This is a genomic window from Orenia marismortui DSM 5156 (assembly GCF_000379025.1).
Classification (GTDB): Bacteria; Bacillota; Halanaerobiia; order Halobacteroidales; family Halobacteroidaceae; genus Orenia; species Orenia marismortui.
Genome location: NZ_KB900617.1, coordinates 360579 through 380178, shown reverse-complemented (window position 1 = coordinate 380178; position 19600 = coordinate 360579). Strand labels below are relative to the sequence as shown.

The 19600-nt window shown below is 30.7% G+C and carries 18 protein-coding genes; 15 read left to right on the top strand and 3 right to left on the bottom strand.

The genetic code is table 11. The features are described from left to right. Positions 1–105 precede the first annotated feature (105 nt). The 4 genes from OREMA_RS0101645 to ltrA all read left to right on the top strand — a co-directional run bounded on the left by OREMA_RS0101645 (position 106) and on the right by ltrA (position 5481). Positions 106–1134: an NAD(P)H-dependent glycerol-3-phosphate dehydrogenase gene (locus tag OREMA_RS0101645; protein WP_018247548.1), complete on the top strand. Its 1029-nt coding sequence runs from the start codon at positions 106–108 to the stop codon at positions 1132–1134. 425 nt (positions 1135–1559) lie between these two features. Continuing rightward, complete coding sequence (gene spoIVA, locus OREMA_RS0101640) at positions 1560–3038, top strand: stage IV sporulation protein A (RefSeq protein WP_018247547.1); 1479 nt, start codon at positions 1560–1562, stop codon at positions 3036–3038. Positions 3039–3195: 157 nt separating this feature from the next. After that, a complete protein-coding gene (locus OREMA_RS0101635; RefSeq protein WP_018247546.1) occupies positions 3196–3507 on the top strand; it encodes an HU family DNA-binding protein in 312 nt (103 codons plus the stop codon). An 810-nt stretch (positions 3508–4317) separates the two neighbouring features. After that, complete coding sequence (gene ltrA, locus OREMA_RS0101630) at positions 4318–5481, top strand: group II intron reverse transcriptase/maturase (RefSeq protein WP_018247545.1); 1164 nt, start codon at positions 4318–4320, stop codon at positions 5479–5481. Between the two features lie 249 nt (positions 5482–5730). Here the strand turns inward: ltrA and OREMA_RS16970 are convergent, their stop codons facing one another. Next, positions 5731–6366: an HD-GYP domain-containing protein gene (locus OREMA_RS16970; protein WP_018247544.1), complete on the bottom strand. Its 636-nt coding sequence runs from the start codon at positions 6364–6366 to the stop codon at positions 5731–5733. Between the two features lie 240 nt (positions 6367–6606). Between OREMA_RS16970 and OREMA_RS0101620 the strand changes: the two genes are divergently transcribed. From OREMA_RS0101620 to OREMA_RS0101590, 7 genes are all read left to right on the top strand, one after another. Further along, entirely contained in the window at positions 6607–7077 is a 471-nt protein-coding gene (locus OREMA_RS0101620; protein ID WP_018247543.1) for a flavodoxin family protein, read from the top strand. Beyond that, on the top strand, positions 7078–7674 hold the full coding sequence (locus OREMA_RS0101615; RefSeq protein WP_018247542.1) for a DUF3793 family protein: 597 nt from the start codon (positions 7078–7080) through the stop codon (positions 7672–7674). It abuts the gene before it with no gap. Positions 7675–7835: 161 nt separating this feature from the next. Further along, positions 7836–8258 (top strand): flavodoxin, encoded by a 423-nt coding sequence (locus OREMA_RS0101610; protein ID WP_018247541.1) that lies wholly within the window; start codon positions 7836–7838, stop codon positions 8256–8258. Positions 8259–8669: 411 nt separating this feature from the next. Further along, entirely contained in the window at positions 8670–9623 is a 954-nt protein-coding gene (locus tag OREMA_RS0101605; protein ID WP_018247540.1) for a metal ABC transporter substrate-binding protein, read from the top strand. A 1-nt stretch (position 9624) separates the two neighbouring features. Beyond that, positions 9625–10398 (top strand): metal ABC transporter ATP-binding protein, encoded by a 774-nt coding sequence (locus OREMA_RS0101600; RefSeq protein ID WP_018247539.1) that lies wholly within the window; start codon positions 9625–9627, stop codon positions 10396–10398. Then, complete coding sequence (locus tag OREMA_RS0101595) at positions 10389–11237, top strand: metal ABC transporter permease (RefSeq protein WP_018247538.1); 849 nt, start codon at positions 10389–10391, stop codon at positions 11235–11237. Before OREMA_RS0101600 ends, OREMA_RS0101595 begins: the two co-directional genes overlap by 10 nt. 45 nt (positions 11238–11282) lie before the next feature. Continuing rightward, complete coding sequence (locus tag OREMA_RS0101590; RefSeq protein WP_018247537.1) at positions 11283–11708, top strand: Fur family transcriptional regulator; 426 nt, start codon at positions 11283–11285, stop codon at positions 11706–11708. Between the two features lie 189 nt (positions 11709–11897). Here the strand turns inward: OREMA_RS0101590 and OREMA_RS0101585 are convergent, their stop codons facing one another. Further along, positions 11898–12608: a manganese catalase family protein gene (locus tag OREMA_RS0101585; RefSeq protein ID WP_018247536.1), complete on the bottom strand. Its 711-nt coding sequence runs from the start codon at positions 12606–12608 to the stop codon at positions 11898–11900. A gap of 217 nt (positions 12609–12825) precedes the next feature. On the opposite strand from OREMA_RS0101585, the gene OREMA_RS18120 reads away from it, so the two are divergent. Both OREMA_RS18120 and OREMA_RS0101575 read left to right on the top strand, forming a co-directional pair. Beyond that, positions 12826–15198, top strand: a complete 2373-nt coding sequence (locus OREMA_RS18120; RefSeq protein WP_018247535.1) for a sensor histidine kinase — start codon at positions 12826–12828, stop codon at positions 15196–15198. 440 nt (positions 15199–15638) lie between these two features. Then, positions 15639–16037: a hypothetical protein gene (locus tag OREMA_RS0101575; RefSeq protein WP_018247534.1), complete on the top strand. Its 399-nt coding sequence runs from the start codon at positions 15639–15641 to the stop codon at positions 16035–16037. Positions 16038–16140: 103 nt separating this feature from the next. On the opposite strand, the gene OREMA_RS0101570 is transcribed toward OREMA_RS0101575, so the two are convergent. Continuing rightward, positions 16141–17220 carry a GerAB/ArcD/ProY family transporter gene (locus tag OREMA_RS0101570; protein ID WP_018247533.1) on the bottom strand — a complete coding sequence of 360 codons (1080 nt, stop codon included), beginning with the start codon at positions 17218–17220 and terminating at the stop codon, positions 16141–16143. A gap of 232 nt (positions 17221–17452) precedes the next feature. On the opposite strand from OREMA_RS0101570, the gene OREMA_RS0101565 reads away from it, so the two are divergent. Both OREMA_RS0101565 and OREMA_RS0101560 read left to right on the top strand, forming a co-directional pair. Further along, positions 17453–18853 (top strand): MATE family efflux transporter, encoded by a 1401-nt coding sequence (locus tag OREMA_RS0101565; RefSeq protein WP_018247532.1) that lies wholly within the window; start codon positions 17453–17455, stop codon positions 18851–18853. 83 nt (positions 18854–18936) lie between these two features. Further along, complete coding sequence (locus tag OREMA_RS0101560; RefSeq protein ID WP_018247531.1) at positions 18937–19521, top strand: nitroreductase family protein; 585 nt, start codon at positions 18937–18939, stop codon at positions 19519–19521. Positions 19522–19600: the final 79 nt, after the last annotated feature.

The following is a 19600-nucleotide window of genomic DNA, read 5'->3' as shown; positions in this document are numbered from 1 at the left end:
TTGATAAATATAAAAATTTTGGATTAGCAAATAATAAATAAAGAGTCAATATAACTATCTTAATAGTTAAGTTATTGTTGCTTATTGATTGTTAGGAGGGGAATTATGAAAGAAAAGATAGCTGTTATTGGAGGCGGTAGTTGGGGGACTGCTCTAGCTGTTGTGCTTAATAATAATGGATATAATGTTTATTTACGTGATATTTCTGAAAAGCGAGTAAAGGAAATAAATGAAGAGCATGTTAATTCTTATTTATCAGGAATTGAGCTACCAAAAGAGCTTAGAGCAACTACTAGTTTAGAAGAAGCTGTTAAAGGAGCTAAAGCAGTAGTTGTAGTTGTACCTTCTCATATCGTTAGAACTGTATCTAAGGAACTAAAAGGTTTACTGGATAAGGATATAGTTATAGTAACTGCTTCTAAAGGTATAGAAGAAGAAAGTCATTTGAGAATGTCAGAGGTTATAAAAGAAGAATTAGATGATAAATTTTCTGATAAGATAGTTGCTTTAAGTGGACCAAGTCATGCTGAAGAGGTTATTTTAAATCATCCAACTACAGTTGTAGTTGCAAATAAGAATAAAGAGTTGGCTCAGCAGGTTCAGAATATGTTCATGTCTGATTCTTTTAGAGTATATACAAATCCTGATATAATAGGTGTTGAATTAGGTGGTGCAGTTAAAAATATTATCGCTATTGCTGCAGGAATTTCTGATGGATTAGATTTTGGAGATAATGCTTTGGCTGCATTAATTACTAGAGGTATTACAGAAATTAAGCGTTTAGGTGTAGCTATGGGAGCAGAATCTGTTACTTTTTCAGGTTTAACTGGATTAGGAGATTTAATTGTAACTTGTGCTAGTGAACATAGTCGTAATCGACGTCTAGGATTTAAAATAGGTTCTGGTAAGAGTCTGGAAGAGGCATTATCAGAAATGGAAATGGTAGCAGAGGGTGTTAGAACTGCTAAGGCTGTTTATAATTTATCACATAAATTAGATATAGAGATGCCAATTGTAGATCAGATGTATAAAATATTATTTGAGAATAAAGATCCGAAATTAGTAGTAAGTGATTTAATGCTTAGAGGAGCAAAATATGAAATTGAGTCTATAGCTATGGAAAAAGAATGGTAAAAATAAAATTTTAAAATAGTAAAAAAGCATCCTGAGGATGCTTTTTTTATTTTTTGTGATCTAATTAGTTATTTTATTTATACTATAATACATATTATTTAAGTAGTAAGTCATATTTGATTTTTTAAAGAATCTTTAGTTAATAAAATTTATTAGTAACATTAAAGAAGCAAATAGAAATTAATTACTTGTTTAATGTTCCATTGAAATCTCCCTATTTATAGCTATATGGAATAATCTCAGATACAGGTCATATATATATAATGATATTTGCTTTAGAGATAAAGGAGGTTCAAATAAATTAGTGGGTTTATTATTTTGGTTTGAAGGTTAATTATGAATCTTATAACTTATTATAGCCAAATAGTTAATCTTCATAGTTGGTTAGTCTATATTCGTTGAAATACTATAAAGGAGGGTGAAAAATGGAAGGGTTTAATATTTATCAGGATATTGCCACTAGAACAAATGGTGATATTTATGTAGGAGTAGTTGGACCAGTTAGAACAGGTAAGTCAACATTTATTAAGAAATTTATGGACTTATTGGTCTTACCTAATATGGATGATGAGTATGACAAAGAAAGAACTAGAGATGAACTGCCACAAAGTGGTGAAGGAAAGACAATAATGACTACTGAACCTAAATTTGTACCTAATCAAGCTACTGAGATAAGCTTGGATGAAAATGTGGATTTCAAGATTAGATTAGTAGATTGTGTAGGTTATAGAGTAGATGGGGCCTTAGGATATGAAGAAGAAGAAGGTCCTAGGATGGTAACAACACCTTGGTTTGAAGAGGCAATTCCATTTCAAAAGGCTGCTGAAATTGGCACGCAAAAAGTAGTTCAAGATCATTCAACTATAGGATTGGTAATAACAAGTGATGGAAGTATTACTGATTTATCCCGTGAAAGCTATACAGATGCAGAGGAAAGGGTTATTAAAGAGTTAAATGAGTTAGATAAGCCTTACATTGTTGCTTTAAACTCAGCCCATCCTCATAGTCCAGAGACTCAAGAGCTGGCTAAAGAGTTAGAAGAAAAGTACAATAAAAAGGTAGTTCCAGTAGATTGCTTAAATTTAAGTTCAGAAGATATTAATAATTTATTAAAAGAAGTCTTATATGAATTTCCATTAAAAGAGGTAAACCTTGATTTGCCAATTTGGATAGATGAGTTAGAGAAAGAACATTGGTTAAGTAAAGATCTTAATCAAACAATTAATGATTCAATCCAAGATATATATACTTTAAGAGATGTCAATCATTTAGTTGAGAAATTATCTGATTCTGATAATGCAGGGGATATATTTATTTCAGATATGGATTTAGGTAGTGGGGTAGCAAGTTTAACTTTTGATCTCAAGGATGATCTTTTCTACAACATTTTAGAAGAGATGACTGATTTAGAAATTAAAGGAGAGCACAGTTTATTTAATTTAGTTAAGGAATTAAGTGTAGTAAAAAAAGAGTATGATCAAATAGCAGATGCGTTACAGCAAGTAAATGAAACTGGTTATGGTATAGTTACTCCCAAATTAGAAGATCTACTTTTTGATGAGCCGGAGTTAATTAAACGAGGCGGTCATTTTGGTGTTAAATTAAGAGCTAGTGCTCCATCTATTCATATGATTAGGGCTGATATTAATACAGAGGTTTCTCCAGTAGTAGGAACAGAAAAGCAATGTGAGGAATTGATTGAATTTTTCGCTACTGAGTTTGAAGCCAATCCAGATGCTATTTGGCAGAGTGATTTTTTAGGGCGTTCACTTCATGATTTAGTTAAAGATGGAATTAATCAGAAGTTATATAGAATGCCTGTTAATGCTCAAGAAAAGTTACAAGATACTTTGCAAAAGATAATTAATGAAGGTAGTGGAGGCTTAATTTGTATAATATTATAAGTTAACCGGTCTATTATAGACCGGTTTTTTTCTTAAATTATGTTTTTTTTTCAAAAAAAGAAGGAATAATAAAGGATATCAAGAAATCTAACTGTGGTATAATAAGTACAAGACGTGCTTAAATATCTTTATTTATTAATAGGAGGTAGATTTTATTATGGCGAATATTACAAAAACAGATTTGGTTGATCAGATTGCTGAAAAAACAGGAATTACAAAAAAGGATTCTAAAGCAGCATTAAATGGTTTATTAGAAGTAATTGCTGAAAATTTAGAAGCTGAAGCTAAGAAGCCTGCTGATGAAAGATCAAAGATTCAATTAATTGGTTTCGGTAGTTTTGAGGTTCGTGATAGACCAGCTAGAACTGGACGTAACCCTCAAACTGGTGAAGAGATGCAGATTCCTGCACGTACAGTACCTGCTTTCAAGGCTGGTAAAAGCTTTAAAGATACTGTAAATGTAAAATAGTTAGCTATATTATTAAACAGAAAGGTTATATAACCTTTCTGTTTTTTTATGTGTGCCTCGTAGATTTAGTAAACAGTAGGTGAAAATCCTATCCATGCTGTTTTCGCCAGTACGGTGTGTGAAATCAACAGTAGCAGGGTGTCTACCGTGAGGTAGAATCTGAAGAGTTTGAGATGAGCAATCAGTCCGGAACAATATGTGAACCAGAGGTGGCATTTAGCTTTGGCGACCCGCCATAAAAACGGGGAAGTCCAATGTTAGCTTGGGGCTCTGTACAAAGGAGAGACAGGTAGCGCTGGTAAATACGTGTAACTGGAAGTGCCCATGTTAGAAAACTAGGTGTGATTAGGGTCGGAATGATTGTAGGGTTTACGTAATTGACCGAGGGAATCTCTAATATAATTCTTTATAGAAATCTATAGAGATAAGTGATGGTATAACTCCAACAGGAAAGCCAGAGTGATGATATATTAGAGTTCAGAAGATATCATAGTAGTGAGAAAAAAAATCAACGAAAGTTGATTATAGCGAAGGATATCTAGGTTATTGAAGTTTAAGATTTGATTACTAATGATATCTTAATTTTGAGTGGTTTAAACACTAGTACTATAGTGGGTTCTAGTAGAATTACAAACAGGAAATCATAACTGTAAAGTATGGATAACCTAGAGAACACCATAACCTAAGTAATGGTAAACTGAGAGGTGCGATTGGTGAGAGCTTAGAGACGTGCTCAGGAGTGCTATGAATATAGGGATTAAGATATTAAGGTGAGACAGGAAGAACTAGTAAGTAGTGAAGTTAGGATAGGTGTTAAAATTTCGAACTCTATATAGTTTGAAGGATAAAATCACAAAGAAATTTCACTTATATATTGCAGGACAAAAAGTACTGGATAATGGTGGCTGTGGTGGAGTTGATAATGTAAGCATAGAAGAGTTTAAAAATAATTACAAGATGAATATGCGAGAACTTCATAGACAGCTGATAGAGAATACTTACGAGCCATTACCAGTGTTACGGACGTACATTTCCAAAGGAAATGGAGAAAAGAGACCACTAGGTATTCCAGTAATCAAAGATAGAATTGCTCAACAAGCAGTGAGGCAAGTACTAGAAATATACTTTGAGCGAGAATTTTGTGAATGTTCCTTTGGTTTCAGACCTAATAGGTCTGCTCACGATGCGATAGAAAAGATAGAGAAATATAAAGAACAAGGTTACTACTGGGTGGTAGACGCAGACATTAAATCTTATTTTGATACTATAGACCATGAGTTATTAATGGATTTTATAGCGGAATATATAAGTGATGGTTGGGTATTAGATATTATCAGGTCATGGCTGACAATTGGAGTTATGACTGAAGAAGGTAGAGAAGAAACTAGAGAAGGGACACCTCAAGGAGGTGTCATCTCTCCTCTATTAGCTAATATCTATTTACATTACTTTGATAAGAAAATGACTCGTCGAGGTTACAAAATAGTCCGCTTTGCTGACGACTTTGTAATCTTAACTAAAAATAAGCGCAAAGCAAAGAGAGCGTTAAAAGTTACCCGTAAAATTATAGAGGATGAATTGAAGTTGAAACTTCATCCTCGTAAGACGGTAGTAACTAACTTTTATGATGGATTTGAATTTCTAGGATTCAAATTTCACCATTCTGAATACAAGAGACCTAAAGATAAAGCAATAACAAAATTCAAAAACAAAGTAAGAAAGATTACTAGAAGAACTAGACCTTTTCCTGTAGAAGTAATAATTGCAAAATTAAATCCAGTTTTGAGAGGTTGGGGTAACTATTTCAAGATAGGAAATGTGAAGACTTTGTTTACGAGGTTGGATAAATGGATTAGAATGAGAATGCGTTCGTTTATCGAAAAGAAAAAGGCGATAATGTATCAAAATTATCGCTTTTCAAATAGTTATCTAAGAGATAAAGGACTTCAATCATTACTTACTGATGTGCTCTAATTAAGGGTAAAATATACATCTATGGTAACATAGAGTCGAAGACTTACTCTCTGATAAGGAGCACCAATAACCGAAAGCTGTATACGGGAAAACCGTACGTACAGTTTGACAAGGGGTCCCAGCCGTGAGGCTGGTCCTACTTTATTAGTATATGATTAAAGCTTCAAAACTTTTTAGCCTCGATGTATATTGAAAAAATTAATGGACAGATATTATTGAGAGAAGTATCCTTCTTATTACTTGAGAGCTTTAGGCTAATTTATGCTCAGATTGAAAGGCACTATGCACAATTCTTTCTAAGAATGAATAGTCATGTTGATAGATATTATTTATAGCTTGAACAAGTTGAGGGTCAAATTGTGTACCACTATTTAATTTAATTTCCTTAATGGCTTCTACAATTTTAACTGGAGTTCGATAATGCCTAGGGCTAGTCATTGCATCAAAAGAATCGGCAATTGAGATTATTCTGGATTCTAAAGGAATATCTTTAGCTTTAATATTATCTGGATATCCTTTACCATCATAGTGTTCGTGATGATGTTTTATATATATTGCTATTTCTTTAAAACTCTTTATCTTATTAATTATTTCATATCCGATTACACTATGTTCTTTAATCTCTTCATATTCTTTTTCAGTTAGTCTTCCATTTTTCTTTAATATAGAGTCAGGAACCCCTATCTTTCCGATATCATGGAGATGTCCTGCTATATGTATATTGAATACTCTTTCCTTACTTAAGTTCATTTCTAGGGCAATTCTTTCAGCTAAATGGGCAACCCTTTCTGAATGACCAGATGTATACAAATCTTTTGATTCTAAACCTTTCACTAAACTCTCTATAAATTCGTGTAATTCTATCTTTGAAAAATTATCAATCATATAATTAACCTCCTAAAAGATAACGTTGATAATGGTTATCAATGTTATTCTATCAATTTATGGTCTTAAATGTCAATAATAAAATAATTTATTTAAAATAATATAATCTTTGCTGATTAAGATTATTGACATAAGTAGAGGAATAATGATATATTAATAGTAGAAAATGAAATTCATTATCAAGTTGATAAGGCTGAGATATAAGAATATATTTATCTGAATAGAGAAGGAGGAAGATTGATGAAGAAAGCGATTATTATCCATGATGCTGTAGGAGAGAAGGCAGAGAAGTTATCTAATGAATTAGTTAAATATTTGAGTGATGATTATGATGTATTAAAGAAATCTATAGCTCACATAAATATCGAAGAATTGAATGATTTTGATTTGATAATTTTGGGATCAGCAAATTCTAATTTTAAGATTAGTCAAGATGGATTTATAAATTTATATAATTCCTTAACTGAATCAGATATTGATTTGTCAAATAAAAAATTAGCTACATTCTGTCCAATAGATAAAAAAGATTTGAACTTTTGTGAAACAGTGGATGTAATAGAGAAGGAATTAAAAAATATGGGTTTAGAATTAGCTAATGAAGGACTAAAATGTGATGGGGATTTAAATCCTCAATCTAAAGAAGAGATAAAAAGATGGATTAAGAAAGTTTCAAGTAATAAGGTTGAAGTAAAGAGAGAAGGGATTATATAAATGAGAGCTAATCTAAAAAATTCAGTGGTATGTAATAAAAATTACCTTAAATCTTTATTAGAGTATATAGGAGCAACTATAATGGGAGTTAAGCCATCAGAATTAAGGAATGTAATGATTTGTAATTGTGGTGACTGTGAATATTGGAAATATTGCAAAAAGACTATATTATCTTATGAAGAAATAGGAATTTTAGAATTAAAATCTCTGAATAATAAGAGGCGAAAGAAAGTGATTTTTTATCACCAGTCCTCTTTAAATGATTACCTTCAACAGAAAAACAATCTTAAATTTTTGCAGGGTCTAGGTTATCCCAAGGAATATAATTTAGAATTATATCTGAAACATTTAAAAAGAAGGTTGGAGAGTGATAAATTTCCCCATGAGATTGGTATCTTTTTTGGTTATCCACTGAAGGATGTATTAGCTTTTATGGGCTATTTGGATTTGGAACCTAGTGGTTATGGTGAATGGAAGTTTTATGGAAATGATAGAATTTCTAAGTTGCAACAGAAAAGATTTGACCAAGCCAGAAAGAAATTTAAAGATCAATTAACAGAGTTGGATAATATAAGTAGATTCTATGAAGCTTTATAAAAAGCTTATTACTTTAAAGTAATAAGCTTTTTATAATATTTGAATCTTATTAAATCTTTTAAAGAACCTTGACATGATTATTAGAGAAGTGATATAGTAAATATATATAATGAAAATCATTTTCAATACATAAAAAATTAACCATGTAAGGAGAGAGTATAATGAAAACAATTATTTTATATGGTTCAACTACAGGTAGTACAGAAAGTTTAGCAGAATCTTTAGCAAGTGCTTTAGATGACAAGTTTGAGGTTCTTATTAAAGATGTATCAAAAGCTAATGTAGATGAGTTAAATAATTTTGATTTAATTTTATTTGGTTCTTCAACTTGGGGTTCTGGTGAATTACAAGATGATTTCTATGACTTTTATAATAATTTAGATGATATTGATCTATCTGGCAAAAAGGCTGGAGCTTTTGGGGTGGGAGATAGTGCTTTTCCAGAATTTTGTAGATCCGTAGAAGTCTTAGAAGATAAATTAAAGGACTTAGGAGCAGAGATTATTATAGAAGGTTTTAAATGGGATGGAGATATTACATCAGAAGCAGAAGAGAGTATTCAAAGTTGGGCAGAAAGATTATAATATTTACTCATTCAATGCTATCAGGAGCCTAAAAGCTATTGGGCTCCTTTTCTTTATGCTTTTTTTGAATTAAATCTATAAAAATAGGGAACTATAATTAAGTCTATGCATTTAAATATCTAATTTTAAAGTGTAACTTAGTGGGGAGTGTCACTTTTTTGGTTTTAGTTGCTAGGAATTGGGAGTTAGTTTTTCCTAATACCTATCACCTATCTCCTAACTCCGAAACTATTTAGAGTTATTTATCTAAAATAGGGAGATGTTTTTAGCGGGGAAGATTAATGCAGTTATTTAATGCAAATAATTTGCATAATATAAAGAAGATAGTTGACATAGTTATTGATATTTGTTATCATTAACTTATCAAAAAGACAAATGCAAATGATTTGCAAAAGAGAACGGGGTGGTAAGATGAAAAAGAATTTATTGGTGTTTTTAATAGTGTTTTCTTTGTTAATCACTGGCTGTAGTCAACAGCAGAAGACTGGAAATAAAATTGATCAGAATAAATTAGAGGTTTTTACTAGTTTTTATCCATTGTATTATGTGGCTAATCAAATCGGTGGAGAAAAGATAGCGGCCAAGTTAGTGATTCCAAATGGTGCTGAGGTACATAGTTATGAGCCTTCTCCTAGGAAGTTAGCTGATTTAGAAAGGGCAGATGTTTTCTTTTATAATGGCCTAGGATTAGAACCTTGGGCTGATAAAGTAGTGAATAATTTAAAGAATGCTGGTGTTAAAACTATTGAAGTGAGTAAGAATATTGAATTATTAAAATTTGAAGAGCATAATCATGAGAAAGAGAATAATCATGATGAAGAGCATAGTCATGGCCATGGGGAGTATGATCCTCATATCTGGTTAGATCCAATTAATATGATCGATATTGCTAAAAGGATGAATAAAGAATTTATAGCATTAGATCCTAAAAATAAAGATTATTATAAAGAGAATACTCTTAGTTTTATCAATGAAATTAAGAAACTTGATGAAGAATATAAAAGTACTTTATCCAACAAGGAGCATAAGTATATTTTAGTTTCTCATGCCTCCTTTGGATATTTAGCAAAAAGATATGGATTAGAGCAATTAGCTGTAGCTGGAGTATCTCCACACCAAGAGCCTAGTCCAAAGGTTTTGGCTAAATTGACTGAAGAAGCACGAGAGCATAGTTTAGAGTATATATTTATGGAAAGTCTAGCTAATCCAAAAACAGCAGAAGTATTGGCTCAAGAGGCCAATTTAGAGATTCTACCCCTTAATCCAATTTCAGGGTTAACAGAAACAGAACAAGAGCAAGGCGAAGATTATATCTCTATTATGAAGAAGAATTTACAAAGTTTAAGAAAGGCTTTGGTGGATTAAGATGAGTCAGATAATCAAAGTGAAAAATTTATCCTTTAACTATGAAGATAAATATGTATTAAAGAATATCAGTCTAGATATCAATAAAGGCGACTTTGTCGCCTTTATTGGTCCTAATGGATCAGGGAAGAGTACTTTATTGAAGTTATTAATTGGTGACCTAAAAGCAACTAAGGGAAGAATTGAACTATTAGGAGAACCTATTAAAGCTTTTAAAGAATGGGACAAGGTTGGTTATATTTCACAGAAGGTCAGAGATTTCAATAGCAGTTTTCCAGCTACTGTAAAGGAGATTATTGGAGCAGCTTTATATCAACAAATGGGTCTTTTTAAAGTTCTAAATAAAAAGTTAGGGACTAAGATTGATAGAGTCTTAGAGTTGGTAGATATGTCTGATTATAAATATCAAAAGATTGGTGAATTATCTGGAGGGCAGCAACAGCGTATCTTTATTGCTAGAACTTTAATTACCGATCCAGAGATGATCTTCTTGGATGAACCTTTAGTTGGAGTAGATGCTAAATCACAAGATGATTTTTATCAACTATTAAGTAAATTAAACAAAGAGTTAGGTATTACTGTAGTGATGATTTCTCATGATATCTATGTTATTAGTGATCAGGCTAATAAGATTTTATGTTTTGGCGATGGAAAAGTATTTTCACATGATGCTGATGAGTTTGATTATATAAGTTATTTGAATCAGATTAAGGGAGATAATAGTACATTAATACCAAAGCATCAACATCAAGGGGGGGATAGCGAATGTTGTTAGATATATTTACTTACTCTTTTATGCAACGAGCTTTTATAGTTGGGAATATTATAGCAGTTATTTGTCCTTTAATTGGTGTTTTTCTAGTATTAAAAAGGTTATCTTTAATTGGTAATACATTATCTCATGTGGCCTTAACTGGTGTAGCAATTGGGATGATCTTAGGTGTTTATCCTATATATACTGCATTATTTGTTTCTGTTTTAGCTGCTTTTGGGATTGAAAAATTACGTAAAAATTATAAAGATTATGCAGAATTATCATTATCTATTATTTTAGCTACTGGTCTTGGTTTAGCGACTATTTTGATTAGTTTATCTAACAATAGCTCTGGTATCTTTAGTTATCTATTTGGTAGTATCTCGATGGTTACTGAGCGAGATGTGTTAACTGTAATTCCTCTAGCAATGGTTATAATAGGGATTATACTATATTTTTATTATGGTTTTTTCTTCTTAGCATTTAATGAGCGGGATGCTAAGTTAGCAGGAGTACCTGTAAAGGGCTTGAATATATTATTTATGGTCTTGGTTTCAATTGCTGTATCTTTATCGATGAGGATTATAGGTGGTTTATTGGTTTCGTCATTAATTACTTTACCTGTAGCTACGAGTTTACAGTTAGCTAAAAGTTTTAAAGAGACTATTATTTATAGTGTCATCTTTAGTATATTAGCAGTTAATACAGGATTATTCATATCTTTTTATTATGATTTAGCTTCTGGCGGTACAATTATTATAGCTAGTGTTATTTATTTAATTGGAGCAATAATTTATAAGCAGGTAAATACTTATTTCTATAAAAGGTCTGAATTAGCCTTAGATGTTAATGATAATTGATTAATAAAAAATTTTGTAATTAATTTCTTGAAATGAGGTGGTAATATGGAAAGTTTAGATCTATTAGAAGAGAAATTAAAGGATAAAGGAATTAGGTGGACTAAACAAAGAAAGACAATCTTAGAAGTATTACTTGCTAGTAATAGACCATTATCAGCTCAAGATATATTTACTAAAATAGAGGCTATGAATCCTAAATTAAGGTTATCAACAGTTTACCGTAATCTAAACTCTTTTCAGGAGGTTAATATTGTAAGAGCTTTGAATTTAAAGGGTAAAGAGAAAAAGTTTGAGCTAATTGATGAAGGTCATCATCATCACCATTTACTTTGTATAGAATGTGATAATATTATGCCTTTATCTTGTCCCTTGAAAGAGTTTGAGAATAAATTAAAGAATGAGACAGGATATACTATCTTAGATCATAGAATGAAAATATATGGATTATGCCCAAAATGTAAAGAGAAGTAATAAAAACTATAACCTAACTGAGGGGTTATAGTTTTTTATTTTAAAGATATGAAATATGACAATCATGTAAATGGCTATCATATTTTGTTGATTTATTGATAATTATTCAAGAATATATTATATTTAAATTGCTAAATAAATAATGAAACAATAAAAAAGGTTGGCAGATGCCAATCTTTTTTATTATAATTAAACCGGCTGGAGACTTTTATCTCGATTCTCAACTTTACGAGGATTATCAAAACTTGGAGCAGTTGGATTAGGGTTATCAAAGTATCTGCCAGGAGTGGATAAATCAAAATATAGCTTAGAATCTTCTGTTACCCCAAAATTATAATTAGAGTATTGAGGTTTTTGTTGAAGTTTATTTAATGCTTCTCTAAATAAAGCATTATGTGCTTCTTCGCGATTTAATAAGAAGTCTATAGTTTCTCTAACACCTTGATCATCAATTTGGCGGTGTAGATATTCATAAACTACCTTTGCACGTTGTTCAGCGGCTATATCAGAAAGTATATCAGCAATTACATCTCCAGTGACATTTACATAATTGGCAGTAAAGGGTTCGCCAGAAGCATTTGCTAGCAATGGTGAAAGTCCACCTAATACTTGTCCTTCTATCTGTCCTACAGTATCAGGAGTATTAGCTACATCATGGCCATTTAGTAGATTAATAGTTTGGGCAACCATTTCTGCATGTCCAAACTCTTCAGTGGCAATATCTAAGAATAAATCTTTAATTTCAGGGTCTTGAATTCTAAAGCTTTGAGCAAAATATTGAAGTCCAGCTTTTAATTCTCCATTAGGTCCACCTAATTGTTCTTGTAGCATAGTTGCATAAGCTGGATTTGGTGTATCGACCTTTACTTCATGTAAAAGTTGTTTATCATGACTAAACATATGTTCAACTCCTTATAGAAAGATTTTAATTTTAGTATTTGAGATTAGTATAAGATTAATACTAAAAATAAGATTAAAAATTAAATTTCAATAGCAATAAGAATATTTTAGCTTGCTGAAGTTACAGGAATTTTATCTTTCTTCTAGAACCCTATACATGGACAATTTAATTAGAGATATAATAATTTTAAGAAATAGAAAGTAGGAAAAATTGAAGATGTTAATTTTTAATAAGAAATTTATGATAATGTTGATGTTAATGACTTTAGTTATAATAATTATAGCAGCTGAGTTTCTTTATGCTCAACCTAGTGGTAGAAAGGATATATTAATTCTTAATTCATATCATAAAGGCTATTTCTGGTCTGATAATATTGTAGAGGGAATAGAAGATTTTTTTAGTAAGGATAAGAACAAATTCATTGCTGTAGAGTATATGGATAGTTATAATCATAATTATTCTAGATATTCAGCAGATCTATATAACTTCTATAAGCTGAAATATAAAGATAAAAGCTTTGATGTAATTATATCTTGTGATGATGCAGCCTTTAATTTTTTACAAGAATATGGTGATGAACTATTCCAAGATGTTCCTATTGTTTTTTGTGGTGTTAATAGTTTAGAAGAGTCTTGGTTAAAAGAGAATCAATTATTTACTGGAGTTATAGGAAAGCCTAATTTACGAAAAACTGTAGATTTAATTCTTAATTTACATTCTCAGACTGAAGAGATTGTAATTTTTGTTGATGAGACAGAAACTGGGAGGTCAAATCAAAAAGAACTTTTGAAATTTATATCTAGTTATAATAAAAATATAAAATTTACTATCTGTAAAGAAAGAAGAGTTTTGAAACTAAGAGATATGATTCGGGGATTGTCAGATAATAGTGTTGTACTACTAATGTCTATTCTTACAGATGAGCAAGGATTATTTATGCCTCAATTCAAAGCAGTTAAAGTAATATCTAAAAATCAACACATCCCAATTTATAGTAATTGGGATGTTCATTTGAGGTATGGTGTTATAGGTGGTTTTATGATTTCATCATATGAGCAAGGACAGATATCTTCAAAGATGGCAGAAGAAATTCTAAGGGGGAAGAATGTTAAGGAGATTCCTGTTCAAACTCAAATCACTCATTATCCAATGTTCGATTTTAAACAATTAAAGAAATTTGATATTTCCATAAGTCAATTACCTGAAGCTAGTATAATTATTAACAGACCTGAATCTTTTTATTTTAAATATAGGAAGATGGTATGGATAACTGTTTTTATCTTATTCTTATTATTAACTATAATTATTACTTTAAAGATAAATATATTTAAGAGAAAGAAAGCTGAAAAAGATTTGTTAGCTATAAAGAATAATTTAGAGCAAAAAATAAAAGGTAGAACTGCGGATTTAAAAAGAGAAAAGGAGAAATTACAGAAATATTTAAATGTTGCTGAAGTTATATTTGTAGTTTTAGACAATGAGGGTAAAATACAGATGATTAATAGAAAAGGGTTAGAGACCTTAGAATGTACTGAAGAAGAAGTACTAGGGAAGAATTTAATAGATAACTTTGTTAAAGAGGAGTCAAAGGAAGAACTGTTACAGGCTTTTGAAGCATTAATGAAAGGTGAGAAAGTACCTTATACAGAGTCTATTGCTATAACTAAAACTGGTAAGGAGAGACATTTTCTTGGGCGAAATACTATACTAAGAGATAAAGAAGGGAATATTGAAGGGGCTTTAGCTTCAGTCATAGATATTACTAAACAGAAGCTACTTAAAGAAGAACTTGAGTATAATAAGTTTAAGTTGGAATTATTCGCTAATTTATCCCATGAGTTAAAGACACCATTGAACTTATCTTTTTCTTCATTACAGATGTTAAATTTATATACTAATAAATTGAATCCAAAAGTAGAGGATAAAATCAAAAGTTATACAAAGGTTATAAAACAGAATAATTATAGACTTCTAAAGTTAGTTAATAACTTGATGGATATAACAAAGATAACTTCTAATTCATTTCAATTAAAGTTAAAAAACTATGATATAGTAAAGATAGTTAAAAAGCTTAGTTATTCTATTCAAGATTGTGTTGAAAGTCATAATAAATCTTTAGAATTTGATAGTAGTTTGAATGCTAAGATAATTGCTTGTGATCCTTTTAATATTGAGAGGATTTTATTAAATTTATTATCCAATGCTATTAAATTTACCAAGCAAGGAGATAAAATAATTGTAAGTATATTTGAAAAAGACGAGAAAGTATTTATTTCAGTTGAAGATACTGGAATTGGTATTCCAGAAGATAGGCAAGAAGTAATTTTTGAAAGATTTAGACAGGTAGATAAATCTTTTCATCGTACTAATGAAGGTAGTGGTTTAGGCCTTTCTATTGTAAAGCTGTTGGTTGAATTACATGGAGGTAAGATTAGTCTTGAAAGCGAGGCTGGTAAAGGGAGTAAATTTACTATAGAACTGCCGATAGAGTTAGTAGATGAAAGCCAGCAACTAGAAGAACAATTTTCTAAAGCAGAAGATTTAATGAATAAAATAGATATAGAGTTTTCTGATATTTATGACTTATAGAGGTTGCTTAGGAAGTAGGAGGTAGGTGTCAGATATTAAGAAAGAAACAACTAGCTAATTTTAAAAAATGCCGTAATATTTTCATTAAACTTGACTTTAAGGTTAGACAATATAAATATTTTAAGTTTTTATCTTTTTATTGTTCTTATTGGTGTGTATTCACCCCAAGAGTACTTCCTCAGAAAATAAAAATCAATTCTTCGGGTTTGGAAACACAACCCTTCGCGGGATTTTAATTTCTAAGGACCTTCTTCAGGGCGTGTGATCATTTGTGGTTTCAAAGTTTTTAGTTTATTTTTATTTCACTTTAAGGTTGGAGATCTATATTAAATCCTTATCTTAAATTAAACTTTATACTAGTCATTATATAATTAACAAAAAGTCCTAGCATTATATTGCTACTTCTATTACAAACTAGTCATAAGGAGGTGGTAATATAAATGGCTAAAAAAGATATTAATGAAGAAAATTATATACCCGAAAAGGATGAGATAAGAGAAGAGAGTAATGGTCAGATAAGAGTCAAAGAAGGAAGGAATTTTGGAGAAAATAATGAAGGGCTAATGAATGAAGTAGTTGATAAGGCAACTCATAATAAAGATTTTATAAGTCTTAATGAAAAGAATGAAGGATTTAATTTTCCAGAAACTGAGGTGGAAACTGGTCAGTGGACCAGTTTTAAAGCAGATTTAGCCCAACAAGTTGGACGTTTTAGTGATCAGGTAGTGATTGGATCTCCAGCGGCAGAAACTGATGATTTAACTATAGGGCGCAGTGGTTTAAAGGATATTATTAATGCTGCTGATGAACAGTTATCAGAAAAGATGAAAGATAAGTAGTAAAAAGTGAGCTGAATGTTCAGCTCACTTTTTAGTTTTATATGAACTTGAATATAATTATTTTTCTAAATTTCTTTGTTAATTTTTTAATATTATAGGTATATTATTGTTTACTTAACTTATCAGTTTTGCTTGCTGCTAGATAAATTAAAGTAAATATAATTAAAAAGGGAATCTCTAATAATAGTACATTAATTGGAACTATATATCCTATCTTTGTAAGAGACATAGGGATATTAGTCTGAAATATTCCTAAGGAAGTAATCATAATAAGGAAGGGGGGGATTAATATTCTATAGTCTTTTAGTTCAAAAAAAGAAGAGATTAATTGTAAGGATGAGAAATAAAAGATTCCAACTTCAATAATAACCCCCATTATCCAAGCTATAAATATAATTACTTCTAAACCTGCTAAAGCTAAAGAGCTTAAAGTATAGAAGGGAAATTTTAAAATAGATGTTAAATCAGCTCCTAATACAGTTAAAGCATTAATAAATAGTATTACTGTAATAATTTGTCCCATAAAATTTCCTAATAGACTAGCTTTAATAGATTTTTTATTATTCTTAAAGTAGGGCTTAAGTATTAATGATAAGTTAGGTATTATTAAAAACCAATGAGCAGGTGTGATACTAGCCCTAATAACTTTTTTATAGTTGATTGCAAAAGGCTTTAACCATTTTATAGTTATTGAATTATAACTTCCTATTAGAATAGTTATTACAGCTATAGATATAATTATAACTCCAATCTGTGCTAGTCGAGCTATGGTCTCAATTCCTTTGTAACTCAGATAGCTGCCTAGTAAAGCAATCATAATCCAAAATCCAATTTCTGATTTACTAGGCATCACAAAGCTAGCAAATTGTACACCTTGATACATCATCATACTCGTTGTATGAATGATTATGAAAATATATGGTATAAGTAAGATTCTTCCCAGAATCGGTCCTAATATATTTTTCAGATCAGATATAATAATATTATTAGAAAAATTACATCCTAATATTAAAACTAGATAATTTATAATAGCAATAGCTGAACCAGAAACTATTGGAACTATCCAAGCATACTCTCTGCCATCTTGAATTATTATCTTAGGAATTAATAAGATTATGGTTGATATTAGCATATTAGTTGAGAGCCAAAAATATTGATATGCACTAATCTTTTCTTTTTTCATAAAATCACCTTCAAAGTCTATAACATGCTATTATTTTTATCCTTTGGTATTATTTTTATCCGAGATATTAGAACTATTGATAATGTTGATATTTAAAGTTTAGAAGTCTGAATTTTATTATGTTAAGCTCTTTAAAAAGTTTAAAAATAGTGGTTAGTAATAGCATACTAAATAGTATTAAGCTGATATGGGGTCAAAATAAAAAAGAAATTTATTAGGAGTTGGTCAAGCTTTGAAGTCAGATGATAAATTTAAATATATAATAGAAGGACCAGTTTTAAGTTCGATCTTTAAATTATCTTTACCAATTATGGTTAGCCAATTTATGCAGACACTTTATAATTTAGCTGATACTCTTTGGGTAGGCAGAATAGGGGCAAATGCTGTAGCTGCTATATCCATTAGTTTTCCGATAATGTTTTTAATGGTCTCTATAGGTATAGGCTTAACAATAGCTGGAACAAGCTTAATAGCTCAATATAAAGGTGCAGCAAATCATAAAAAAGTTGAGCAAGTCCTCGGGCAGTTGGTAAGTTTTATAGGATCAGGTTCTATTTTAATTGCATTTTTTGGTGTTTTATTTTCAGAACAATTATTAATTTGGATGGGGGCAGAGCAAGTTATTCTTGATGATGCTACAGCTTATTTAAGGATTATATTTGCAGGTATGCCTTTTATGTTTGGTTTTTTTATCTTCTCTTCAGTTTTGAGAGGAATTGGAGATACTTTGACCCCTTCGATTATGATGTTCTTTTCGGTGGTTTTAAATATTATTTTAGATCCTATATTAATATTTGGTATAAGTATTTTTCCGGAGATGGGATTAGAGGGGGCAGCAGTAGCTACTATCTTTTCAAGAGCCTTGGTTACTATTTATGCTTTCATAATCTTAATTAAAGGTAGAAAAGGGTTAAAGCTTAGTTTTAGAGATATGGTTCCGGATTTTGAGATTATTATTTTGATAGTTAAGATAGGAATACCATCCTCTGTAGAACAATCGATGGTATCTGTAGGGCAGCTATTAATGACAAGTTTAGTAGCTTCTTTTGGTACTATGACCTTAGCAGCTTATGGAATTGTTAATAGGATAATTAGTTTACCAAGGATTTTGGCTTTTGGCCTTTCAGCAGCAGCTACTACTATGGTGGGACAGAATATAGGTGCAGCAAAAAAGGAGAGGGCTGAAAAGGTAGCTAGAGTAAGTTTGCTAACTATTTTTATTACTTTATCTTTAATAGGAATTATAATATTTATATTTCCAGAACAGATTATAGGAGTATTCAATAAACAAGTAGATGTTCTTAACTTTGGATCAGATTACTTAAGAATAGTTACTATGACTTTTGGGTTTATTGGAGTTATGACTGTAGCAAATGGTGTATTCAAGGGAGCAGGAAGAACTATGCAGACTATGATTATCTCTATTGTCTCATTTTTGCTTGTTAGAATTCCTTTAGCTTATTTATTATCCCAATACTTTAGATGGAAGCAATTAGGACTATGGTGGTCAGTGGCTATCTCTAATATTAGTGGTGCTTTATTAGCTTTATTATTACTTAAGGTGATTGATTGGAGCAAAAAGGTTATTGATGATCAAAATGATACTAATCTTATGATAGATGATGAGAATTAAGTGTATTATTATTTGAAAGAAGTATGAATTAGTGTTATAATATTAGTAATCATTACTGTTTGTTCAAAAGGAGCGATGATATAGTGGAAGAAGTATTAAAAGTGATTAAAGAGAGAAGAAGTATCAGAAAATACAAAGATAAGGATGTGGCAAAAAATAAGATTCAGAAGGTATTAGAAGGAGCAAATTGGGCACCTTCTAATGGTAATAGCCAACCTTGGGATTTTATTGTTGCTAAGGGGGAGTATGTAGATAAAGTATGTAATGTCTTTTATGAATGGGCTAAGAGCTATATCCCTAATGCACCTTACATACCTGAAGAGAAGAAGCCTTTAATGTTAGAATATGCTAAGAATTTTGGAGGAGCGCCAGTACATATTACTGTTACTTATAGGAGCAGTGGTGATGAGATTAAAGATGAAGAGGCTCTAATGGCTGCTAGTGCTGCAATTCAGAATCTAACATTAGTTGCTACCGAGGAAGGTCTTGGTACAGTTTGGATTGCTGGTCATGTTGCTCATGCTGAAAAGACTAAAGAAATCCTAGGACTTGATGATAATCAGAAGATTGCAGGTATTATTCCAATTGGATACCCTGATATTAATCCACCAGCACCACCTAGAGAAGATCCGGATTTGAATAAAAAAGTAACTTGGTTAGGATTTTAGAATATTAAATGTTCTGTTAAACTTTATTTAAGAATAATACTTTTTAAGAAGGTTATCTTATAGTTAAAAGATAAGAGGA